At 41.7% G+C, this 16,875-nt stretch carries 8 protein-coding genes and 1 tRNA gene; 2 read left to right on the forward strand and 7 right to left on the reverse strand.

Annotation, left to right across the window (positions count from 1 at the left end):
• Positions 1 to 171: 171 nt before the first annotated feature.
• Positions 172 to 1,677, forward strand: coding sequence for a T9SS type A sorting domain-containing protein (locus tag H9Y05_RS04910; protein ID WP_216713650.1), 1,506 nt, complete (start codon positions 172 to 174; stop codon positions 1,675 to 1,677).
• A gap of 57 nt (positions 1,678 to 1,734) precedes the next feature.
• On the opposite strand, the gene H9Y05_RS04915 is transcribed toward H9Y05_RS04910, so the two are convergent.
• Positions 1,735 to 2,550, reverse strand: coding sequence for a helix-turn-helix domain-containing protein (locus tag H9Y05_RS04915; RefSeq protein ID WP_163490752.1), 816 nt, complete (start codon positions 2,548 to 2,550; stop codon positions 1,735 to 1,737).
• A 198-nt stretch (positions 2,551 to 2,748) separates the two neighbouring features.
• Here H9Y05_RS04915 and H9Y05_RS04920 point away from each other — a divergent pair, with 198 nt between their 5' ends.
• Positions 2,749 to 3,297 carry a hypothetical protein gene (locus H9Y05_RS04920; RefSeq protein ID WP_163490751.1) on the forward strand — a complete coding sequence of 183 codons (549 nt, stop codon included), beginning with the start codon at positions 2,749 to 2,751 and terminating at the stop codon, positions 3,295 to 3,297.
• A 264-nt stretch (positions 3,298 to 3,561) separates the two neighbouring features.
• On the opposite strand, the gene H9Y05_RS04925 is transcribed toward H9Y05_RS04920, so the two are convergent.
• From H9Y05_RS04925 to H9Y05_RS04950, 6 genes are all read right to left on the reverse strand, one after another.
• Positions 3,562 to 4,710, reverse strand: a complete 1,149-nt coding sequence (locus H9Y05_RS04925; RefSeq protein WP_216713651.1) for an endonuclease/exonuclease/phosphatase family protein — start codon at positions 4,708 to 4,710, stop codon at positions 3,562 to 3,564.
• Positions 4,711 to 4,768: 58 nt separating this feature from the next.
• Positions 4,769 to 4,842: transfer RNA gene (locus H9Y05_RS04930), tRNA-Arg, on the reverse strand.
• Positions 4,843 to 4,917: 75 nt separating this feature from the next.
• Positions 4,918 to 5,190, reverse strand: a complete 273-nt coding sequence (locus tag H9Y05_RS04935) for an ATP-dependent Clp protease adaptor ClpS (protein WP_163490971.1) — start codon at positions 5,188 to 5,190, stop codon at positions 4,918 to 4,920.
• The gene (locus tag H9Y05_RS04940) at positions 5,183 to 11,524 is read right to left on the reverse strand and encodes a hypothetical protein (RefSeq protein WP_216713652.1); all 6,342 of its coding nucleotides are present in this window, start codon (positions 11,522 to 11,524) and stop codon (positions 5,183 to 5,185) included. Before H9Y05_RS04940 ends, H9Y05_RS04935 begins: the two co-directional genes overlap by 8 nt.
• Before the next feature lie 69 nt (positions 11,525 to 11,593).
• The gene (gene plsY, locus H9Y05_RS04945; RefSeq protein ID WP_163490748.1) at positions 11,594 to 12,214 is read right to left on the reverse strand and encodes a glycerol-3-phosphate 1-O-acyltransferase PlsY; all 621 of its coding nucleotides are present in this window, start codon (positions 12,212 to 12,214) and stop codon (positions 11,594 to 11,596) included.
• Complete coding sequence (locus tag H9Y05_RS04950) at positions 12,214 to 16,833, reverse strand: hypothetical protein (RefSeq protein ID WP_216713653.1); 4,620 nt, start codon at positions 16,831 to 16,833, stop codon at positions 12,214 to 12,216. Before H9Y05_RS04950 ends, plsY begins: the two co-directional genes overlap by 1 nt.
• Positions 16,834 to 16,875: the final 42 nt, after the last annotated feature.

Here is a 16,875-nt window from a genome sequence, read left to right on the forward strand (position 1 = left end):
AATTGACAAGAATTGTATCAAAGCGACATTTCGTTTTTTGGGTGATTCGCAAAGCTGTATGGTGTCGTTTTGGTACAATTTTGAAACAAACAGAAATCATAACTTTGAAAATAATCATGGTGGTGTCATAACTATTTAAAATCAAAAGACATTATCAAACAGAATTAGCTTATGAAACATACAATTTTAGTTTTCTTCCTGTTGGTTTGGGTAACAACCTTCGGTCAGAGCCAAACAAGGCGGGTTTTGTTCCTGGGGAATAGTTACACGTATGTAAACGACCTGCCTCAGATGATTGCAGATTTGGCATTGAGTACAGGTGATGTGTTGATATATGACAGCCATTTAATCGGGGGATATACATTAGAGGATCATTCTACCGATCCGACTTCGTTAAACAAAATTTTGTCCGGTAATTGGGATTATATTGTCCTGCAGGAACAGAGCCAGCGACCTGCTTTTATTAATCCTGTAGGTTTTATGGGCGGCTTCATGGAACTGAAGAATTATATTACATCCAACAAACCCTGTGCGCAAATTACTTCGTTTATGACCTGGGGGCATCAAAACGGAGATGCGCAAAATTGCCCGGCAAATCCCGCTGTTTGTACATACATCGGGATGCAGAATCTGATAACAGAGAGGTACATGGAGTTCTCTGACTTCTTTGAATCAGAAGTTACTCCTGTAGGGACAGTTTGGAAGTACATGAGAGAGCATTACCCGGCAATCAATTTGTATCAACCCGATGAAAGTCACCCGTCTTTGGCCGGCTCTTATCTTGCGGCATGTTGCTTTTACACTTCACTATTCCGAAAAGATCCGACCTTGATTACGAATAACTCAGGACTGGATGCCAACACCGCGACGAATATCCGAAATGTAACAAAATTATTGGTGTATGATGAACAGCCGGACTGGTATATCGGTAGGTATATTCCTCATTCAAATTTTAATTACGTAATAGGGGAGGGGCAGAATGAGGTTTTGATCAATAGTCACACCCCGACGTACAGAGATAGTTTTAGCTGGGATTTCGGAGACGGCGCTACTGCTACTACACTGCTACCTACGCATAGTTACGCTGCCGACGGATTGTATACGATCTCACTTACTTCTTATCAATGTTACCTCGGTGAACTGTTGGAATCAGTTTTTACCCGTACTGTTCGTTTTTGTGCACATACCAATACCATTTCACCGGATCTCATTTTATGCCCGGGTGAGACGGACACACTTTGGACACAACCTGCCGACAGCTATCAATGGTATGACGACTCAGGGAATCCGGTCGCTGGTGCTACGAATCAATCTCTGATTGCTATAGCCGGGGGATCATACAGTGTGTTGACTACGATTGACGGTTGTGCGGAAATGTCTGTGCAAATCTTTGTAGATATGTACCTGGATAACCCGGATTGTAGTTTGGGAATTGTCGATAAACCCAACGATAGTGAGATAACGGTTTTTCCTAACCCTGTTGGTGAGGAGTTTTATATCCGAACAAACAGGCCAATTAACACAATTGCGGTCAATGATGTAGCAGGTAAACAAGTACATGTTTTGCAAATTTCACCAACTGTTTTCAATGTTTCAGGTTTGGTGAAGGGGATTTATTTGTTGAACATCACGTTGGAAAACGGGCAGAGTGTTTCGACAAAATTCATCAAACAATAAAGTGGTATTTTCCGCAGAAACCGGTTAAAATCATTGCATCGATATTCAGGTAGCTCATTATTCCGGGTAAATGAAGGAGGCGCTTTCGGAGCCCAACGATTGATTCCGGAGAAAGTCAGAAGGGGAAATCCCGGAGAATAATTTAAAATCGTGGATAAAATGAGATTGGTCGGCATATCCTGCGTCATATCCCACACGGGTAAGGTCACCATAACATGCGGTGGACAAAGCGTGTAGTGACTTTTCAAACTTTGCTAATCGTGTAAATTTACGGGCAGAAATGCCGACGCTTTGTTTAAATCTACGCTGTAACTGACGTTCAGATATATTGTGATACTTTGCAATAGCTGCTAATTTGATCTCATTATCCGGGATTCCGTGCGCATTTCCGCAAAACAGTTGCTCAATAATCGGATCTGATTTCCCAATAGTCACTTTTTCATAGAAGTACCGGTGAAGTACAGCGACTCGCTCCTCGTGGCTTTTTGAATTGATCAATAAATGGGTTATTTCCTCTTTTTCCAACAACTGAATATCGGGAGTTTGATCGGTCAATTGAGCAGCATCCAGTCTGAAGAAAGTATGCAATGCATGCGGATGAAAACTAACTCCGAAATGAGAGAACCGACTGTCCCAAAATGTATCTGTAGGTAGGGTGTCGATGCCACTTAAATAACAGATGGGTTTGGTCGTTCCGTTGGTCTCCGTTATGAATGATGAAGAAGTAATGTCCTGGAAAATAAGTCTGGGATAGCGGTCAGCAAACGAACGGATGTGTAAGGTTTGAATTTCAGGAGTATATACATCATAACTCCAAAAGTACCGAATCCAGTTCCTGAGCAAGGGATGTACATGGTAGTGTTTGTAGTTCATCACATTCATTGGTTTATACACGTGAATGATTTGTCCTAAGTTTACGCATTGATCCGTTTTTTTTTGAATGTTCGTAATTAAGCTGTGATTCACTTGTATTGACTAAAATAACGGTACATAGTAGATATTGTTGTACATTCAGCAGAAATTACTGATAAGTACTCTATTTAAACGTGAGTATGAATTGTTTCAGTTGAAATGAGAGATTTTATTTACATAGGGAATGACAGGGTTTTATACGGACAAGCAACATTGAGCAAAGACAATGAGCTTGTTGATAATACATCCGAGCCTTTATCTGAAATTTTAATGAAAGATATCAGGCTAATGCTATTTGACTTGAAAAGAAACGAAGTCCTGATAAAATGTATCAACCGCTCTGAGTACTTAATTAATGTTGATCGAGGGCAATCACTAACCCAGTTAAAAAATGATATCCTCACCGCATACCCTGGAGCCGAGGTTTTCGACGAAAATTCTACTCTTTTCTATTTAATGCGGAAACCCATTTTTGCCATTTTTTTGATATTCATATTGCTTATTATCGTTGGCGCAGCAGGTAAAAACGGCTATAAGTCTGGCGCAAGTATGAAGGTGAATGCAGTAACCGATGTAGTGAACGGAATGTCAGCACTGGATACAAAGAATTTAGTCATTGTATTCGCAGTGCTGCTTTCCCTTCCTATGATAAGAATCTTTTGGCTTTTTCGCAACGTAAAGCGCAAAACAATAATTAAGTTTCATTGAAATTCTACCGTCACAACGTATAAATTTATGGAAACATGAGCTTACATAACCCTTAACATAATATTCAAGGACGATGTGCAGTTAAGCAAAAAAGGCCATCTTAATTTTGATTTTTTTGCTTAAAATAAAACTAACGTAATTGTAAACTTCCTTATTTGCCCGAATCGCTATAAATACGTTCTGTTGTTATTCTCAACAATTGAGTAGGTTAATATGTGTATGTCCGATCATTCGACCGACAACACATACAGTAAGTCCATCAAATTACCGCACAAATTTATAGGTTTTTGTACCTGCTTTTAGCTGTAAAGCGGCGATATACATTCCCTGGGGAAGGTGATCAACCGGAATTTCTAATTGCCCGGCCTGTTTTTCAAACTGTCCTGTTTTTGTGCCGTCAACAGCATAAATTTCAACGCTTCCTTCCCAGTCGCCTAAAACAAAAACAGTTTTTCGATCTGCAGTAACTGCGAATAACTGCTCATCGATCAGTTGTGATTGCAGCCCCAGCGACTGAATGTTGTCCAAATGGAAAGCCGAAATAACCGGGTAGTGATCGGAGGTGTTCTGCGAAAAATTACTGATATAGGTTGGCATCATGTCGAGAACCTTTGCAGATGAAGGAATATAATCAGCGGTCAATGGGGTGGTTACCATAATGTGGTCGAGAAAGGAACCGCTATAGAATGCATAGGAAGTTTTTCCGGCATCACTGAGTGCTTTTGTAGGGAAGAAATAGTCATCGGGATAATCCAGGAGGATTTGAAAGGGTGTTTCAATACCATTGAAGGTTGATTGGTCCAAATCATCATTCCAGTCACCTAACACAATCGTTTTTTTATCTTTTCGGATGAAATCCATGTAATTCTTTAAAGCAGTTACAGCTCCTTTTCTTCTGTCGTAGGATTCCTGATCTGCAAACGCTTTCAGATGAATGACAATGGCATAAATTGTATCGGGAGCAATAAATGATTTCGTTTTTAAGATAACTTCTAACGGCGGGCGACTTGCAAAGTCATAGTTGAAGCTGGATGAAGTCAGAATGTGTTGACTTGAAATCACTTCAAACATATCTTTTTTATAAAACAAAGCTGTTTTTTGTGTTTGATTATAAGTTGCCAATACACCTTTGTATTGCGGTAGATCGGTCAGAAGCTGCTGGTATGCTAAATAGTTTGACATTTCAGTAAATCCCCAAAGATCTATATCCGTGTTGTTGACAACCTGTTTGATATTGTTGAATTGTAATTGCTCATTGGTCGGACCATACTCTGTGCTACCAAACCATTCCAGATTCCAACATCCCACATCGAGCAGGGTATCGCTCCCATATTGGGGTACTTGTGAAACTGCAGCGAAAAAAGATGCCAGGAAAAGATGGAGTACGATAACTGTTTGTTTTATGTTCGCCATTTAATGAAGTTAAAAAAAACATTCTAAACAAAAAAGGACGGTTTATAACCGTCCTTTGTGACCTCGTCAGGATTCAAACCTGAAACCTCCTGAGCCGTAATCAGGTGCGCTATTCAGTTGCGCCACGAGGCCGTTGCAAGATTTGCGAGTGCAAAGATAGAGCATTTATTCTGATTCCGCAACTTTTTTTTACTTTAATTTTGCTTATTATTCAATGACAGCGCTTATTCCCCTGTCTAATAGAGCTGTACACATCGGCTCCAGTTTCTCAAATGTCCCTCTTTTTACCTGGCATTTACCATTGTAATGAATGATCAGGGTGCATTGCTCTGCCTGGATACTGTCGTGCCGGCATACCTTAATCAGTGATTCGATCACATGGTCAAAGGTATTGACATCGTCATTGTACACAATCAAGTCATGTTGATCCAGTAATGTTTCAACCGACAAAACACTTTCCTGCGTCTGGACACTACTCATTATTCCGTTCATATTCACTTTTATTTTGTGTTTCGGTCAGCGGATAACCAAACAATTCAGAAATGATTTTCATTTCTTCGACTTCCTCTAACTGAATGTCAAAGATATGAATTTCTATTCCATTTTCCGAATGTGCATATGCTTTTCTGTATGGGAATTTTGTCAGCCAATCGTTGAAATCTCCCGGGATCGATGTTGCGTTAATCAGGAAAGTTACCCTGGAATCGTTACTCTTCAATACATCCGACTTGGTATAATGAACGGTATCTATTTCGTCCGAGAAAGCGGCGATCCGTGGTAGCATAAATGCGTCCGAATAGAAAGTGGATTTGATGTGTTTATCGTTCTTATCGTAATAAAAATTTCCTTTGTTATTGTATCGGTTCAATTCTTCTCTCGGGTACTGTTCATACATTTTTTTCGTAACGAACTGCACATATGACTCAGGACGTGTATTGGTTTCTCGGAGCGTTCCTGAACTAAAAACGGGAACTACCGTTGTAACATCTTGGTTAGTTGGTTGCACTTCGATTTTCGGCTGCGGATTCGGCGCTCCTTTGTAAACGGTTACTCCATTGTTGATCAATTCACGTGCTTTGCTGACGCTGATTCGGTTGCCCCGGTAATAAGCGACGACAAAAGCGTCCGGAATTCCTTTCTTGCGCACCTCACTCTGCAGGTTTACCGCATGCATTAAATCGCCATACATTCCTACAGAATACCGAATTTGACCATTGTCCAGGCGCAGTGTATACAACGGTTCCAGGTTGAACAACAAATCTCGGGTCACAGGACGATTAAATACACCCACCTGCACGGTATAAAAGAGTTGATCACCGTCGAATTGCTCAATTGCCCATGCTTTTGCCGCTCCCGGTGCCTGGTTGTAGGTATGCTCGGCGACCGGTTTCAGTGTTTTAGAAGTATCCTCCAGTCCCAGGTTTTGAGCAATGTTCCTTGCGACTTCCACCTGAATCTCCTCCGCTTTCTTGCCAATGCATGCATGGCGGGCTTCCAGCTGACGGGCTTCTCCGAAAGAAATGCGCTTCCCGTCACAATAAGCGACTACAAATGCGTCACTGTATCCCAATTGCCGGATTTTTTCACGTGCATCAACTACGGTCGACGCGGTATTGAAGTAACCGGCCATGTAACGGGTGATGTTCGAGTTTTCAATTTTTTCCCCCGAAACAGGGGAGAATTCTTTGAAATGGGTTTCCGGTATTGGGCGTGCAAAAGCACCTACCTGTACACGGTAAATCAGTCCCATTGGTGTTTTTACTTCAACAGGTATTTTCTTTAATTCAGAAAGGGGAGAAGTTGCCGGATTGAACTCGATGCCATGGACTGAAATCGGAATCAGTGCGGTGGCAATAAGTGATTTTTTGATCGGATTGATTCCTCTCGCAACTAAATTTTGAAATTTCATACCTGCAATCGAGTCAGTTGGTAAATGAACAGAAGCCGTTTGAGCCGCTTCATTGATCTTAACCTCAAGTTCTTTCAAAGATACTGAAATATTTTTTATGCGTTCAATGGTCGCAGACTTTTGATCTGAAAGCTGTATTTTTTCACTTGTACCGGCTGTTTTTTCACGATTCCTGAGCTCCTCCAACTGCGCTTGATAATTGGTCAATTCCTGTTCCAGTTTTACATGTTCTGCAACGTATTTCTGTTGTTCCGCGATTGCTTTGGCATAGGTTTCGTACTCTTCCGACGCGGCAATTGTTCGTTCCTCGTTGTAGGTGAGTGCCGTTGTATTTTCGGATAAGGAAGGTGTCTTGTCTACAGGTGTATACTGTTGCAGCTGAGTCTCCAGGAATACCTGTTCCCGTTTGATAAATGCTTCCCGTTCATTCAACGCATTGATTTCCTGGAGGAATGTTTCCTTTTCCTTTTTTGAAGCCGTTGCAAGTTGTTGTTGCAGAAGTGAACGGATATTTGTCAATTCCTCAATTTCAATAATTCCCTGTCTTCTGCGCGCTTTTAGCACTTCTTCCGGGTACATGCGCGCTTCCGGGTTCGCTGAGGAGACAGCAATATTCTCGTTGAGAGTTTGAACACGATCGATTTGCCGTGCCTGCTCTTCCCGGATGTTCAGTAGTTCGTCGACAAGTATTTCTTTTTTCAGCGGATCTTTTTCCGATTTGATTTGTACGGATAATTGTTCTGACTTGGTCGTGTAAGCTGAAGAAACTGGATCTCCGGACGTATTTCCGGGCGTTGAAATATAGGATGTTAACTCCTGTATTTTTTCTTCATTCTTGCGGATATTTTCTGTCGCTTTGGCCTGTTTTATCAAGGTCAACTCTTTTGTCAATTCTTTTCGTTCTTTTACAGAAGTGGCGTTGTCGGTTAATTTAGAGGTAATGGACTGTTCCTGTGTCGATGGTATTACTTGATCAGGCACATTTCCGGAATTACCAATGTTGTTTTGAGCGGTATTTTGCTGTTCAATGATTTGTTGCTGTTGTTGCAATACGTCGATGCGTTTGTCAATGCGCGTAAATTCCTGCTCAGCAGCCCTTCTGTAAGCTGTTTTTTCTTCTTCGGAAGCGTTTTTCTCCGCTGTTTCCAGTGTTTGTCGGATCGTGTTCTTATAAGCATTCAGACGCTGGATGTTTTGTTCAATTTCGGATGTTGTTTCCGGTACCTGGTTAAAATCGTTGTTGATATTGCCGGTGTAGGTTTGTTGCAATTCTTCAATAAGGATGGTTGGTGTTTTGGAAGGGGTAATTGCAGTCTGATTATTCGTTTGAGCGGTATTTTGCTGTTCAATGGTTTGTTGCTGTTGTTGCAATACGTCGATGCGTTTGTCAATGCGCGTAAATTCCTGTTCAGCAGCCCTTCTGTAAGCTGTTTTTTCTTCTTCGGAAGCGTTTTTCTCGGCTGTTTCCAGTGTTTGTCGGATCGTGTTCTTATAGGCATTCAGACGCTGGATGTTTTGTTCAATTTCGAATGTTGTTTCCGGTACCTGGTTAAAATCGTTGTTGATATTGCCGGTATAGGTTTGTTGCAATTCTTCAATAAGTATGGTTGGTGATTTTTGCTGTTTCGGATCGGGTAGGGACGTGTTAGTGGTTGATTCACTGGAAGTTGTTTGCGCTGTTTTTTCGGTTGTCAGCAATGCACTGACTTCAGCTATTTTCGCCTCAATGGAAGCCAAGGCTTTTGCAATCGTTTGGTTCGATGGTGCAGCCGCTTTTAATTGTTGCAGTTGTTGTTGCTGTGCTCCCAGCGTTGCTGACAGGTTGTTCAGTACTTCAATGCGTTCATTTGTTTGTGTTGCAGCATTCAGCTGATTGAATTGTCGGAGCTGATCGGAATACGCGGATTCTGTTTGCTGTGAAACGGTGATTACCTGTTTTTCCAACTCCTGCGCGGCATTTAGTTCATGTTGCAGGCGTGTAATGTGCTGTTGGCGTTCCGTAATTGTCGTTTGTAACCGGGAACGGTATTCGTCCAGTAAATTAATTTTAGCGGTGGAAAGGGATTGTTCCTGTGCTGTTGCCTGTTGCGATTTCAGTTGCTTGATTTCAGCTGTAATTTTATCTGCCAGTTCCTGGTCATTAGTGTTGAGTTGTTGTAATTGTTCCTGCTCAGACAACGTGCTGTTCTGTTTGATTCCTTGTTTATTTAACTCATAATCAGGAAATAGTTCCTGTACAATGCTTTCTGTTTTTAACTGTTCAATCTCGTTTTTTGCTGAAACAGTAATTGCTTCCTGTAAAAGTTGCTGATCGTGTTGGAGCTCCCGGATGAGTTTTTGTGTCGTATTTTTTTGCTGGATTTTCGTTGCTTCATCCACCGCGGGATCGTTTTCCAATTCCTGCAGGTAGTTCGTAAGTTCCCGTTGCTTTTGATCATTGAGTGTCAGCAGGCGTTCCTGTTTTTCGTATTCACTCCAGCCGGCATGGGCATAAATCTCCTCACTTTGTGTATTGTACTGTTCAATGGTTACTTCGGTTTTCACACCTTTCGGATCATCTGTCTGTTGCGTTGAAAGCTCGGCAAGAGAGGCTTCAATGTAGGACTTCAGCGTTTTACTTTTTTCATCACTGACAATCGTTTTTGCCCGTGCAAGCTCCTCTTTGGTAGCCGGTTTTCCCTGATAGCTTTCAATTTCGTTAACGATGTTGAGTTTTTTATTGATTTCATCCCGTTGTTGTACTGCTGCAGGAATCAGGTTTCTTGTTTTGGAAAGGGAGCTCTTTGCATTTTCCAGTTCATAATTTTTGGCATCTGTTTTATCCTGGAATTCCTGTTTATACTTGTCTTTTGCAGCGTCTTTTTGTTGTGTCAGGGATTCAATTTCGTTTTCCAGTCGCTTGATTTCCTCTGCATAACCGTTTTCGATGGATTGAAGTCGCGTAATTTCATTGACGATTGCTTCCTGTTTTTTGAGTAGTTCTTCCGAAGGACTTGTTTGTACAGGAGCAGATAATACACTGTTCAGGTATGTTTTATTCTGGTTCAGCAACGCAACAAGTTCAGTCGTTTTTCCCTCGTTCAGGAATTGGTTGTATTGCCTGGAAATTTCGCCCAGTTTTTCGGGATTGGCGGTAGTAGATGAATGTGTTGTTTCAATCGCTGCGGCTTCTGTCTGAATCTGCTTTATTTTTTCCAGTTTTTCTTCCCGTTGCTGGTATAATTCTTTCGCATTGGTTAGCACAAGTTCTTTTCGTCGGTTACTTTGAGAAGCATCGGCTTCTTTTACAAGTGCCCTGATTTCCGTATCAATGACAGCGATTTCACTGTACAAGTTGCGACTGATTGCATCCGAGGCCTGTTCCATTTTGTTTTCCCCTGTGCTGTTTTGCTTCAATTCTGTATGTGTGCGTTCGAGTAATTGTCCGAATTCCATTGGTGAACGTGTATCCAAACGTAATTCTGCCAATGCGGCTTTCAGTTTGGCCTGACCTTCGAGTTCTTCCGTATTGTACTGATCTTCGTTGACATTCAGGTTCGCACGTTCTTTCAATACCTGCGATACAATGCTTTGGGCATCTTCTACCTGCTCATCGAACAGGTTTGTGATCCGGATCCGTTCTTTTGAATCAGCGAGTTCGTGATCCATCTTTTGCTTCAGTGGACGCAATTCTTTTAAGAATGGAATGTCAACATCAACGGTAAATACTTCATTCGACCCTTCGACGGTGATTTTATACTGATATTTGCCTCCTTTTGGAAAGGTTATGAGGTAGGAGCTTTCTTTCAGGGTTTTGAAGACCCCGATTTTCTTCCCGTTTGTTTTGTCAACCACTTCAACGGTCATTTTTGAACCGGGCGGAAGTACCGAAGATGCAAAGGTTCCTTTCACGATGGCGAGTTGGATGGGAATCCGTTCAACAGCGACTTTGTAGACAACAATTTTCCCGTCCTGGGATTGACGCCGGGAGGAGAAATAAGCATTTTTATTGTCCTTATCCACCACATACAATAAGTCATCATCCGGTGAACTAATGGAAAAATCGACATTGATCACGTCTTCAAACGTGTTATTGTCGGCATTGAATTTCGCTTTAAAAATGTCGTATCCTCCCATTGAGTTGTGCCCCTTGGAAGAAAAATAGAGCTCGGTACCATTGGGATGCATGTACGGGAAATCTTCATCAAAAGGAGTATTCACGGCTCCGTTCAGTTTTTGCGGAACTCCGAATTTCCCCCCGGGCAATTTCCGTGCGACATAAATATCCAGGTTGTCACCTTCCCCATAACTGGAAAAGTATACGTTTTCCATATTCGGCGCCAGGTAAACAATTGGTTTGTGGTTGTATTTTTTATCGTTTTTGGTTTGAAAATCAACAGCCGTGATAATACTACCACCTATTTCAGCCAAATCGTACAGACGGAAAAAATCATCCTGTTTGATCTCTGTTCGCTTCCGTACAATGACATCTGTGAGTGTTGTGAGCAGATTTTTTCCGTTTTCACACATCGCAATATTGCGATTGGACTCTGCAAAATATGCTCCTTTATTTCCTGCTTTGGCAATGTAATTTTTGTACTCTGAAATGGCGTCGTTGAACTGGTAATTGAGGTGATAGGCTTTTCCCAGGAAAAAAGATGCTTCCGGAATAGGAGTAGGGCTCTTAACAGCGTAAGAAAGATAACGGATGGCGTCTTGTTTACTGTCGGAATTAAACAACAAACAGGTTCCGTATTTATAACTGTAGTCGTAACTTCTTGGTTGCAATGAGAGTAAGCGGAGGTAAAGGGGGGTCGCTTCTACATACTCTTTGTTTTTAAACAAAGCATCTGCATTGACTCTCACTTCGTCTTCTGTCTGAGTGAAAGAAATGAATGTAGTCAGCAGCGCAACCACAAGCAGCATATTATGTATTTTCAGTGACACTTTTACAAACAATTCACCGTTTCAAATTTACATTAAATACATATACGGTTATCGTTTGAAAAGGTTCATTTTGTTTTCATTTCCAGCAAGTAAGCGTTGAATGTTTTTTCTGTGAGCGATGATGACAAGTGCAGCCAGCAGGATGGTGAAACTATTCAGCCAGATGGAGCGGATTCCGAAAATAAAGTAAATGGAAACCGGAAAACTCAATGCAGCACAGATTGCACCAAGTGAAACGTAGTGAGAAACGATAAATACAACTAAAAATATACCGATACAGATTCCTGCAGCAGGCGGATGAATGCCAATAATTACCCCAAGTGAAGTCGCCACTCCTTTCCCTCCTCTGAATCCAGCAAAAACAGGAAATACATGTCCTACAACAGCGAGTATGGACGCCAGAATCTGAACGGTAATTAATTGGTCGGACTGCCATTCCCCCACCTTGAAAACAAAGGGGAGGAATGCAGCTAAGAAACCTTTGATAATATCAATGGACAGTACAACGATCCCCGCTTTTTTTCCGAGTACCCGAAAAGTATTGGTCGCTCCTGCGTTTTTACTCCCGTGTTCACGAACATCGATTCCGTATTTTGCTCTCCCGACCCAAACAGCGGTAGGGATGGATCCTAATACGTAAGCAATGAGACCGAATAAAATGTAATCCATTATTTGAATAAGTTGTTAAATACCGTTTTTAAACCACCCTGTCCTAATTGGTACAGGAAGTTTTTTGTTTTTCGTTTGTCGTCTTTTAATGCCGAGATCGCGGCGGTTAATTCCGTATCTCCCGTCATAATGTCCATAATTCCTTCTTTTTTACCCATTGAGTAATTGAAGAAATAATCTTTTCCTCCCGGAACATCAATCAGCAATGCAAACCAGTCACCTCCGGCTCCTGAGAATTTCTGCTGGAAGAAAGCCCTGAAAGGAACATATTTCATGACAGGCTTCTCGAACATGTTCACCAGGATAGCTGATTCCACGTTGGTGATCAACCCCTTGAAATTATTCAAGGTCGGTTGGCTGTAATAACTCATTCGCAAGCCTGTAATGGTAATTGCCGACTCCAAAGATGCAGGTATTTTTTTGATTTCCCCCTTAATTGTAAAATCTTCCTGCAATTTATCCGCTTCCGCCTGACTTCCCCACATCGTAATAGCCGATTTAAGTGTGTTGGTTGCGAAGTCCATCGGATTCAGCCCTTCTGTTGCGTTGATTTTATCCGGAATGTCTTTGAAAACAGACTTGTCCAGCGGCATGTCGAATTTAGCCGTCAGGTTGAAATGAATCGCACCGCTTTTCTGGTTGTAATCAACCGTACCAACCGTTTTTACACTTACGTCTCCATGATCCATTCCCAGACTGACAATTCCTTCCCCGAACATGGAGCATGTTTCGGTATTCAATGCCAGGAAATTTCCTTTTTCAGACCGGTTGATCAATTTTTCTTTCGGTGCAATCTGGAATTCTTTCGAACCAAAGTCGTACGTCAGTACTCCGGAGGAAGTAATCACAACAGGATCTGTGGCATTGGTCAATGCAGACAAGAAAGTCGGGTAAAGCTCGATGCTGTCGACATTCGGAGAATCCCTCCACACGATTCCGGCGGATATCGGTTGACCGTCCAGGTTTTTCATGTTATTGGTAACAGGAATCTGGATATTTTTCGGATCAACAGAGCTGGTAAACGCCAGCCAGTTTCGTTCAAATTTACTACAGTTGTGATTGATACGTGTCGCTCCCGAGAACAAAATTTCAGGTGAAGCAGCCTTTACCGTCAGGTTTCCGTAATAATCAAACTCATCACTTAATTTAAATCCTTTATTCTGGTCAATTTTCCCTGTTGCAATGGTCTGGTATGACGTATCCAGTCCGATGGCGTCCATGACGATATAGGTTGGAACGCTGTCCTTGTCATAGTAAGGATATTCTCCGCTTCCTTTGTAGGCCCTTCTGGCAGTAATGTTGACTGTAGAACGTTCAAATTTATGGTACTTGGTAATGTAATTGGCAACAATTGTTGCGTTTTTCAATTGATCCATTTCCGCTTTTTTGCGGATATTGAGCTTCATACTGTCAGGATAAATCCGTGCATCCGCAATGTCAACGTATTCCACTTCGCTACAGTAAATTGTTTTTGCTTTCATATCCAGTCGTGCTTTCGGCGCTCTGAATTGGAGTGAATCCTGTTTCGGATGTGTAGAGAAGAAGTTCGGACCAACCAGGTCGACTCCGGTATCGATGGCGATGTCTTTGGCAACTTTTTTCTCCATTTCGATGGTTTCCCGGTCCATGAACCAGGTAAACATATCCATTTTACACATGTATTGGTTGACAGGGAAATCGACGCGCGATTCTCCTTTATTGGAATTAAAAATTCCTTTTCTGTCTTTGAAGCTGACGTGTGATTTGACATTGTTTGTTTCAAAAATCAGTGGCGCTTCTCCTTCTTCCCGGCTTTCATTTTTCAGGTTAAAACTGGAGGTGTCGGCGTAGAGGTCTTTCCATTCGTATACAAAACCATCCGAGACAATGGTCGCGTTATTAAAGGTCATCAAGCCTTTCCCTTTCATCCCTTTCGGCGTAACGTATGTTGTTCCTCTTAACTTGGCTTCGTTTTCAAAGTAACTGATGTCATTTCGCGGTGTTGAACTGGCTTTGAGGATGTCTTTTTTCGGGATATAGGTCATGTAGGCCTCTTCACATTTAGCATCCGGGAACTGAACCCCGTTTTGTACCGCCTGGTTCACAAACGTAACAATTCCTACGGTTGAATCCGGAAGGAACGTAAAGAGATTTTTAGACACAGAAGTCGATTTGACGAAGTTGATTGTTCCGGCTCCCTGCAATCCGTTTCCCGACAGCATTACTTTATTGTCATATTTTGCCCCTGTACCGTAGAAATTAAACCCTTCTTTTGGAGAAGCAGTTGAAAATCCGAATGAATAGTCGGGCATGACTTTCAAATCTTCTTTGATAGTTGGAAAGATGCCGGCAGAAACCAATTCTCCCTTCAAGCGAAGTGTTTTGTCATTGAAATTATCAATGCTGTCAATCACAAAGGGTTGGAGCGCATAATAAAAACGCGTGCTGTCGTATGCACCTCCGTATAAATCTTTGGAGTTGTAAAATACTTTTGTCGCATTTTTAACCGAAAGAATAGGGTAGACAGCTGTTGTCGCGTCGACTTTATTTCCGGAACGGTTAGATGGCAGGTCGACCACGATGTCGCCGACAATACCTGAAATGGTGCTGTTCATGGCAATTCCCGCGGTACCGTGCTCAGCACTTCTTGGTTGAACCCGTAAAACAGTTGTTTCTGTTTTGAGCAGGTTGACTTTATTTTCGTTGTAATTGTAGTTCGCGCTGATGGTGTTGATTTCTGCTTTTCCGGCATTGATCCATCCACTGAATTCCAGGTCACGATTGCGTTTTACTTTTACTTTATTGTCTTTCGGAAAAATGTGCATGTTCTGTTTTTCAGAAAGTGTAATGTTGTCAACACCTACCAGGTCAATATCCATGGTTCCGAGGTTGAAGGAACCGAAATTTTCCAGTGTGCGGCGCATTTCATTCTGCTTTTTGTAATTTTCACGAATCTGTTGAAGCGAGGCATTGTTTTTAATTTCTTCTTCCGAATAGCCTTTCAACTCTTTCGGACGGAAATCACTCACCAGGATGATGTTGTCATAATCTTTTTTTCCAGCCTTTCCCTGAACGAAATTTTCTAATTTTTGATTGATAATTACCTTTTTATTATCTGTATCATAGCTGATAAAACCGTAATTTGCCAGTTGCAGCATCATCGGACGCATTTGTTCCAATGTACCTCCCAGGGCGGTTGCACATTCTCCTTCGGAGAGTTCATATTTATCGTATTTATAGGTGTATTTGCTGATTGCAACCAATGGATGTGTCGAAGAAAGTCCCTGTAGTTTATCATACAACTGACCGTCGTAGTAGTCAACGGATTCGAAACGGGCAATGCGCTGTTCCTGGCTGGTTCCTTTTTCATAGGTATACTGAATCATGTTTTCCTTCTCAGAAAGAACGAGTTTGGGAACATAGTAATCCAGTTTGTGATACGAATCACTGAAGGGAGCTTGTCCTATTCCGGAACTTGATCTGGAAAATTCGAGGATTCCATCCGCATAGAGGTAGCTGAAGTTAATACTCGGATGTGTGATGGAGTCTCCTGTGTTTAGTATAATGGAGCTTCTTCCACCATTGCAGTACACCTGTTTGTCTGTAATGTAAATTTCAGATGCCTGTGTAATTACAAATGGTTTCGCATTTTTTACAATGGTTATTTTGGCTGGAATGTTTTTTACTCCCGCTCCTACAAATTTTGCTCCTTTCATGGAAAACGCCCCTTCATAATTGACATTCGGTTTGATGTTGTTGATTTTCAGGTTGGTTTTATACGAAAGAAACTGCGGAAAGATTTTATCTTCTTCCCGGTTGATTTTAAATGCCCTGTCTGAAAGTGATCCGTCCAGTAATTCATTAAAATAAGGTGTTTTCAGCTTCACAGAGTCAATGTTGAGGTTGGTATTTTTCATGGATAACTGAAATTTACCGATCTGCGCATAGGTTTCTGCTTTGGACAGGTTCACTTTTTCCCAGGTAATGGTTCCGCCTTTTCCTTCCCATTTCTGAAGTCCCGGGTCATAAGTCCCGGACGTTTTATAGATGACGATACTGTCGCTGTATTTTGTGTTTTTCTTGGAACTTCCGGCAATGTCTACTGCGCGGCAAATCAAGTTTCCGTCGGTCAATTCAATGTAAGGTTTATCGTCGTATTTAAATTCGTATTTTCCACCTTCGTAGTACCATTCAAAGTTGGATTTTCCCGCAAGCTTTCCTTCGTAGAAGAACCCTGCCGCAGATTCAGCAAAGTCAGTGAAACGTTTGGGGTTCCGGCTCTCCAGTAATTTGTCGATGGTGCTTTGATAAGCATTGTAGCTGGACTCCGACTGTTTGTTTTTGACAAGGGAGTAGACGGAATAAACATAGTTGTAAATATCCGGATAGGTATCAAACCGCTTTGCAGCAAGCGCATTACAGGTTGTGATCATATTGGTAAAATAACGATCCGGGAATTCGGATGACTGCAAGAGGATAACCGTCAGTTCTTCTTTTATAAACCTGGAATGTTCCCCTTTACCGTAAGGAGTTAAAGCACTTTGAAATTCTTTGATGAATTTCGCTCTGTCAGCACTGTACGTCTGACCAAATCCTGAAAAAACTGTTGCTATAAACAGCAAAGAAATGAAGTGTTTCATAATGCTCTGTAAATTATTAATTAGTATGTACCAACACCCGGT

Source organism: Taishania pollutisoli (assembly GCF_014518315.1).
Classification (GTDB): domain Bacteria; phylum Bacteroidota; class Bacteroidia; order Flavobacteriales_D; family Crocinitomicaceae; genus Taishania; species Taishania pollutisoli.